This window comes from Stenotrophomonas sp. HMWF003 (assembly GCF_003061285.1).
In the GTDB taxonomy this organism is placed as follows: Bacteria; Pseudomonadota; Gammaproteobacteria; order Xanthomonadales; family Xanthomonadaceae; genus Stenotrophomonas; species Stenotrophomonas maltophilia_AP.
In genome coordinates this window covers 1-6,526 of record NZ_QAIW01000117.1, presented here as the reverse complement: position 1 = coordinate 6,526, position 6,526 = coordinate 1, and the positions used below count along the sequence as shown (strand labels likewise).

The following is a 6,526-nucleotide window of genomic DNA, read 5'->3' as shown; positions in this document are numbered from 1 at the left end:
CAGCATGAGAACACCCGAAAACGTCGGAACAACCGTGAAAAATAGCTTCCGAGCGTGTGGAGGGCAACCGCCATAGGTCAGGGTCATGAACCCGCTCCTAGAATCGAAGATCCCCCAGAACCGCGCTGAAGCCATGATTGTCGGCATCGACCTAGGCACTACCCATTCGTTGATTGGCGTTCACTCAGCCGAAGGGCCAAGGCTTTTCCCCAACCCGCACGGTGACCTGCTCACCCCGTCGGTCGTCAGCCTGGATGGGAAACAGGTCCTGGTCGGGCAACCTGCAAGGGATCGCCTGGTCAGCCATCCCGACCACACCGTTGCCACCTTCAAACGTTGGATGGGCACCGATCGGGAGACCCGGCTGGGCGATGGCCTTTATCGCCCCGAAGAACTGTCGGCATTGGTCCTGCGCTCGTTGCTGGCCGATGCCGAAGCTGCCTTGGGGCAGCCGGTGCGCGAAGCCGTCATCAGTGTGCCGGCCTACTTTTCCGATGCACAGCGAAAGGCCACTCGCACCGCCGGCATGCTGGCCGGCATCCGTGTCGAGCGGCTCATCAACGAGCCCACCGCCGCCGCGCTGGCCTATGGACTGCAACGCCGCGGCGAGTACGTCAAGGTCATGGTGTTGGACCTGGGTGGCGGGACGTTCGATGTATCGCTGCTGGAATTGTTCGAAGGCATCGTGGAGGTTCACGCCAGTGCGGGCGACAATTATCTTGGTGGCGAGGATTTTCTGCAGGTACTCGAGCACGCATTCCATCGTCATCGGGGCATCGGCCGATCTGCTCTACCTGCCCGGGAACTGGCGCAACTGGGGCGCAACCTGGAAGCCATGAAGCGGGAACTGAGCGGCGGCGGCCAAGCCCGCATGCAGATCCAGCTGGATGGCAACGAACATCACTGGGCGATCGACGAGTCTGCGTTCTCCCTGCTCTGCGAGCCCCTGTTGCAGCGTATGCGCGCACCGGTTGAGCGCGCCATGCGCGATGCGAAGCTCAAGCCCGACGATCTTGACGAGATCATTCTGGTGGGCGGCGCTGTACGCATGCCGATGATCAGCCGCATGGTTACACGCATGTTTGGCCGCCTGCCGCTGCGGCACCTACACCCCGACCACGCGATCGCACTGGGTACCGCCATCGCGGGGGGACTCAAGGCACGCGACGAGAGCCTGGAAGAGGTCGTCATGACCGATGTCTGCCCCTACACCCTTGGCACCCAGGTGTCACGGGAGAATGCGGAGGGCGAGCATGTTGCTGGTTTCTTCCATCCGATCATCCCGCGCAACAGCGTGGTGCCGGTCAGCCGTGAAGACCATTTCTATGCGATGTCGGAGACGCAGGATGCGGTAAGCATCGATGTGTTCCAGGGTGAGAGCCCCATGGTGGCCAACAACATCAAGCTGGGTGAGGTTCGCGTGCCACTGAGCCCGCGTAAAAGTGATGGTGACGCCTGTGTCAAGGTGCGTTTCACCTATGACGTGGATGGATTGTTGCACGTCGAGGCCATTGAAGAGTCATCTGGAAAGCGCCACGAGTTGGTGCTGCTGCAGGGCCAGATGCAGATGGATGACGCCCAAATTGCCGAAAGGATCGCCGCGCTCGCCAGCCTGAAGATTCACCCCCGCGAGGAGCAGCAGAATCTTGCTCTGGTGGCGCGGATGGAGCGGCTGTACGAGGAGCGGCTTGATCTTCGATCCCGCCTGCAGGATTGCCTTGCCGGATTCCGCAACAGTATTGACAGCCAGGACCGGCAACGGGTCGAAGAGCATCGCTCACGCCTGGAGCGCATCCTCGGTGAGTTGGAATTGCAGAGGTGAGCTGGGCATTGGAGTGGCTGGAACTTGAAGACGGCGCTGATGCGCGCTCGATCAAGCGCGCCTATGCGGCAAAGTTGCGGGTCACCCGGCCCGACACCGATCCGGCGGGGTTCCAGCGGCTGCATGAGGCCTACAGGGCAGCGCTGGACGCCTGCCGGGAAGCTGCGCTGCCAGGCGACGCAGCACCCGGTAGTTCCCCTTCGTGGGCCATGGCAGAAGCACTGCAGGCGAATGCTGTGTGGTTGGCCGCCGATGTGAAGCCCTGGCCGGACACCGACATCGCGATCGAGGGCGCGATGGGTGACGCGTTCGATCCCACAGGGACGCCAGGGGAAGTGCAGACGTCGCTCGACGCAGGCGTGGACATCGATGAATGTCGCCTCGATGCGCATGCATCCGTTGTAGAGCGGGTTGAACATTCATCGCTGCACCGGGCCGATACACCTCGCCCTCAGCCTCCCCCTCTGCCGGCCGCACACGCCGACGGTGCAGAGCAGCCGCTATACCTGCCTGTGCGTGTCATGGGCAACGCCCGGTCGCTCTCGCCCGGTGAACTTGCGCGTTGGCTCAACGCGGCACAGCTGAACTGGTCGCTGACACTGAAGGGCGCCCTGTCCGATGAGATCGGTGTGCGACTGATGGCTGCGGACGAACCAATCTGCGCGGAGAACACACAGGTCCTGATCGACTTCTTCGACTGGGACGATATCAACGCCTCGATCGACCTCGGGCTGCTGCTGCGCCAACAGCGGCGGATGCAGGCGTTGTGGGCATTGCAGCCCCATGGGCAGCAACACCTTCGCGCGCATCTGACGCGCTGCGGCATCGGCGATGTGGAGGGAGGTCTGCGACGCAGTGCGCTGTTGTGTCAGGGCATGTCTCGCGCGCAACGGTTACTGGCGGGGGTATGGCCGCTGGCCGCGCGACGGATGCGCCAGCTGCTCGATGCCCTCGATTTCAGCCCCGGCGTGCCCGCCCATCCGCTGCTCCATCAGGAAACGGCCGAGTTCTGGTACCGCTGCGGTGACCACCGGCACCTCTCGTCGGCGTCGCTTCAGGTCAGCGCCCTTCGATGGTCTCCCGTGTGGGTGATCGCGATCAGCCTCATGCTTGTGCTGGATACCGGTCCGCGCCAGATGGCGCGCGCTTGCGCGGCCCTGCTGCTGTGTTGGCTGGCGTGGGTCACGTTGGTCGCGCTGTCGCGGTGGTTGAATGCAATGAGTTTTCAACATCCATGGCGGCTGTGTATCCCGCCTGCGTTGGCCCTGCTCTCGGTACTGACCATCCATCTTGCCGAGGCACGCATCGCCGGCAGCGTTATTGCCGGGCTGACGTTGTTGCTGACAGCGAAGTGCCTGTGGTCGCGTGTCAGCGAGCGTCGCAGGCTCAGTTCCTGGCGCCTGCTGATACTTCTTCCGGCGCTCAAGGGGCTCGCCCTGATGATGATCATCGGCGAAGTCGCTGCCGCTGTGACGATCCTGCTGTGGTTCGGGGTGTTGCTGATGATCAATGAAAGAATGGAGTCGATCACGACCAAGTGATGCAGATCGAGGTCGACGATGCACCACGACGGTTGAAAATCAGCCGAGCATGGCTCGGCTCTACCTGTGGATGATGGCGGTGCGCTACTTCTCGCGCCGCCAGTTCAACGACCCCCGGTTTTCCACCGTGCTCGATTCCACTTCCACGTCGAAGCCGCGCCGCAGCAGGTACTTCAGGGTCAGCACCGAGCCGCTGCCGACCAGCGACACGCCGTAGCCCACGTAGAGCTTGGGCGAGATGTACTTGCCGACACCGATCACCGAGCCCCCCAGCGCGCGCGACTGGCTCACCCCGGCATCGTCCAGGCCGAGCTTGGCACCCAGCTGCGAGGCCAGCAGGCCGCTGCCGGCCGAGATCGCCGCCGAAGCCGCGTTCACCTGCTGGGCCTGGTCGCTGCTGGCCCCGGTCAGGCTGCGTCCCAGCACCAGGTAGGCCAGCGCCTCGGACTGCGACATCGCCGGGGTCGACCACACATCCACCCGCGGCGACTGCGCGCGGCCGGTGACGTCGATACCGGCCACCACGTCGCCGATGGTGCGTTCGGCGCGGATGTTGATGCGCGGATCGGCCACCGCGTTGTAGTTCCAGCTGAGGTTGCCGCGGGTGATGGTCAGGTCCTGGCCGTAGGCCTTGTAGCGCCCGCTGACCTCCAGCCCGCCGTTGGCGGTCATTTCGCGGCCGGGCCGCGACCACACCTGCATCTTGCCGCCCAGCGCGCCCTTCAGGCCGAAGCCGCTCATCTTGACCTTGTCGCCCAGGCTGACGGTGAGGTCCATGTCCAGCGGCGAGGTCGGGGTTTCTTCCGGATCCACCGGGTCCAGCACCACCACGTCCTCGGACACCGAGGTGCCGCGGTCCAGGCGCTCCAGGTCGAGGTCGGCCTCGGGCACGTGCACGCTGCCACGCAGCTGCATGGCGGTGCCGGCCAGGGTGAAGTCGAGGTTGGGGTTGGCGATCACCCGCAGTTCGGGGGTATTGGCCAGCAGCACGTTTTCGCCGTGGATGTGCAGCTTCAACGGCTGCGCATCGCCGAACCACGACAGCCCGCCATCGACGAACAGCGTGCCCTGGCCCGAATTGGCCTGCGCGGTGATCTTGGCCGAACCATCGGGCTGTGCGGTGAAGCTGCCCTTGCCCTCGTCGAAGGTCAGGCCCAGCGCCGGGAATTCGCCCTTGAACTTGCTCAGCGTGGCCTCGCCGCCCAGCGACGGCGTGCCGCGCGTGCCGCGCAGGCTGACGTGGCCTTCGATCAGGCCGGTCGGGCGCACGATGTCCGGCGAGAACAGCTCCAGCCAGTACAGCCGCGCGATGTTCATGTACAGCTCGCCGGTGAGCGGCGCATTGGCATCCCACCCGGTCTGCACCTTGGCGTCCACGAAGCCGTCGCCCTGGAAGCCGACACCGAGCTTGGCGTTGATCTGCGCCTGGGTCATTTCCACGTCGGCGGAGAAGTGGTCGTAGCGCACCAGCTCACCGCGCGCGTTGTCGCCCAGGCGGATGCCGCCTTCCATCGAGGCCACCTTGAAGTTGCCCTCAAAGGCGTTGCCACGCGGGCGGATGCGGCCATCCAGGGTCAGTTCGCCGCGCAGGTACATGCGCCGCCCCGACTGCGGCGGCAGCCACGGCTGCACCAGCGCCAACGGCAACGCATCACCGCGCACCAGCAGGCCTTCGCGCGGCCAGTTGGCGCTGGCGCACAGCGCCCCGCCGGTAGCCGCGCCCAGGCACGCATCGCTCAGGGTGAAGTTGCTGCCCTGCACGCTGAAGGTGGCCGGCGCTCGCAGGCTCCACGCATCGCCCTTCATCGGGGCGATGCGCAGCGCGGTCAGGTCGCCCCGCCACGCCTGGCCCTGCTGGCGCACGCCGCCGCTCAGGGCGACCGCGCCAAGCTCGTTCCGGGTCTGAGCATCCAGGCGCAGGTTGGACAGGCTGCCGCGCGCATCCACGTTCAGCGTGTCCAGCAGCATGCCCACCTGCACCTTGCGGCCCTGCACCGCCAGCGTGCCGCTGTCGCCCTGCCACGGCAGGCGGCCCTTGATGCTGATCGCCTCGGCGCTCCAGTCATTCCAGCGCAGGCCGTTGCCCACCAGGTCGGCACTGATGTCCGGCGCGGTGCGTGGCCCCTTCACCAGCACGTGGCCGCGCAGGCTGCCGGTACTGCCCGGCAGCAGGTCGTCCAGGTTCACCGGCTCCAGCTGCGCGTCGATATCCAGCCGGTCGCCCACCGAGCCCTTCGCGGTCAGGCGGCTGTTGCCCACCGCCAGTTTCACGTTGCCCTCGCCTTGGGTACCGCGCAGCGCGAACTTGCCCTGTGCATCCACCGTGCGCTTGCGCAGCATGCCCTTGATGCCGGGCACGTCCACGGTGGCTTCATACGCGCCGGCGGTTCCGGCCGGGCTGCCGGCCGGCGGCGGCAACTGCCGCCCCTTCGAAGCCAGCGCGCCGGACAGCTTGCCGTCCCAGCCCGGTGCGAAATAGCCCGGGTCGAACCCGGCCAGCTTGGCGGCCACGTCCCAGTCCAGCTGCGGCGCCCAGGCCACCTGGCCGGTCACGTCCAGCGACCCGCCCGGGGTACTGGCCAGCAGCTGCTTGATCGACGCGGCCTGGTCGTTGCCGCGCACATCGAAGGTCAGGTCGGCGGTCTGCTTTTCGCGCTCCACCGAGGCCTTGCCCACCGCCGCCCAGTTCTTGAGCGTACCGGCCAGGCCCATCCGCGCCTCTTTCAACGTCACCGGCACCGGCGCGGCGGCACCGGCGGTGGTGGTGTCGGCGGCCGGCACGAAGGTCAGGTCGTTGGCCACGATCGAGAAGCGCAGGCTGGCGTTCTCCTTGTCGGTGAAATCCGCCTTGCCCTGCAGGCGCGCCTGGCCACCGAAGGCCTTCACCTGCAGCGGCGCCACGGTCAGGACCTGGTCGGCCAGGCCGACCTTGGACGGTGCCAGTTCCACCGCGATGTCGCCCTGCTTGAAGCTGCCCTGCAGGTTGGCCTGGCCGCCCTTGCCGTCGGCCTTGAAGTCCAGCGCCATCGGCGTGCTGGTGCCGGCATCCATGCCCGGTACCAGCAGCGACAGATCCAGCTCGCGGGTGCGTGCGCTGGCCGTCCACACCGGGTCGGTGCGGCCGTCGAACACCACGCTGGCCTGCAGCGGCGCCGGCGCGTTG

General features: G+C 66.3%; 3 protein-coding genes. 2 read left to right on the top strand and 1 reads right to left on the bottom strand.

Annotation, left to right across the window (positions count from 1 at the left end; genetic code table 11):
• The first annotated feature begins 133 nt into the window (after positions 1-133).
• Positions 134-1,822 (top strand): molecular chaperone HscC, encoded by a 1,689-nt coding sequence (locus DBR34_RS04615; protein ID WP_128095902.1) that lies wholly within the window; start codon positions 134-136, stop codon positions 1,820-1,822.
• Positions 1,819-3,363, top strand: coding sequence for a hypothetical protein (locus tag DBR34_RS04610; protein ID WP_128095901.1), 1,545 nt, complete (start codon positions 1,819-1,821; stop codon positions 3,361-3,363). The genes DBR34_RS04615 and DBR34_RS04610 overlap by 4 nt, the downstream gene beginning before the upstream one ends.
• 84 nt (positions 3,364-3,447) lie before the next feature.
• Here DBR34_RS04610 and DBR34_RS04605 read toward each other — a convergent pair.
• On the bottom strand, positions 3,448-6,526 hold a 3,079-nt coding region (locus DBR34_RS04605; RefSeq protein WP_146186768.1), incomplete at its 5' end, for a translocation/assembly module TamB domain-containing protein.

Coding starts and splice junctions, on each gene's coding strand:
- DBR34_RS04615 (WP_128095902.1), top strand. CDS start 134: ATGATTGTCGGCATCGACCTAGGCACTACCCATTCGTTGATTGGCGTT.